The sequence below is a fragment of the Pseudoalteromonas sp. A3 genome (assembly GCF_025942345.1).
Lineage (GTDB): Bacteria > Pseudomonadota > Gammaproteobacteria > Enterobacterales > Alteromonadaceae > Pseudoalteromonas > Pseudoalteromonas atlantica.
In genome coordinates, this window is sequence record NZ_JAPCKL010000033.1 from 1 (window position 1) to 743 (window position 743).

Annotated in this window: 1 pseudogene; it reads left to right on the forward strand. The window is 40.2% G+C overall.

Annotated features, from left to right (window positions below):
* Positions 1-531, forward strand: a pseudogene (locus OIZ54_RS20250) (transposase); the annotation flags it as partial.
* Positions 532-743 lie beyond the last annotated feature (212 nt).

The window sequence follows — 743 nt, forward strand, 5'->3', positions numbered from 1 at the left end:
CGCAGGGCAAATAAAGAAGATAACTGCACTGGCAGGTTTTGGGAGGGACGTTTTAGTTCGCAAGCGTTATTAGATGAAGCTGCATTGGCGGCCTGCATGGCGTATGTGGATTTAAACCCTGTCAGAGCCAAAATGGCAAAGACACCAGAAGAATCAGACCATACCAGTGCTCAAGTACGGCTAATATGCGCAAAAGAGGGCAAACAACCAAAAAAACTGCTCCGCTTTGCAGGCATGCCACGTCAAATTATGCCAAAAGGGCTACCGTTTGAACTTAAATCGTACCTTGAGCTTGTTGAGTTAACAGGGCGCTGTATACGAGAGGACAAACGAGGGTATATTGAGAGTACACAATTACTCTTGCTCGAAAGAGTCAATATTTCTCCAGAAAACTGGTTAAAACTCAGCACACAATTTACACGCGTATTTCACGGCGCAGTAGGCAGGCTTACCTCACAAGCAAGTTATTGTGAAAGCTTAAACAGAAAACGGCGCGCGAATATCAGTAACTGCAAAAAGCTTCTAGCATAAACTTAAACTGCTCAGTAAAACTATTCAGTAATAAATCACAACTGCACCATGCAGTTATTTTCATGCGTGTAATTTAGGTTTAATAGTGGTCATGTTTTTTTTTAATGGGTTAAATGAAAAGAATCGATTAAGAAAGGTAAATTTTTAAGCTAAAAAGAAGATTTTATGACACAGTTTGGCTTGTATAATTAGAGTGGCTGTCTAGTTTAGTT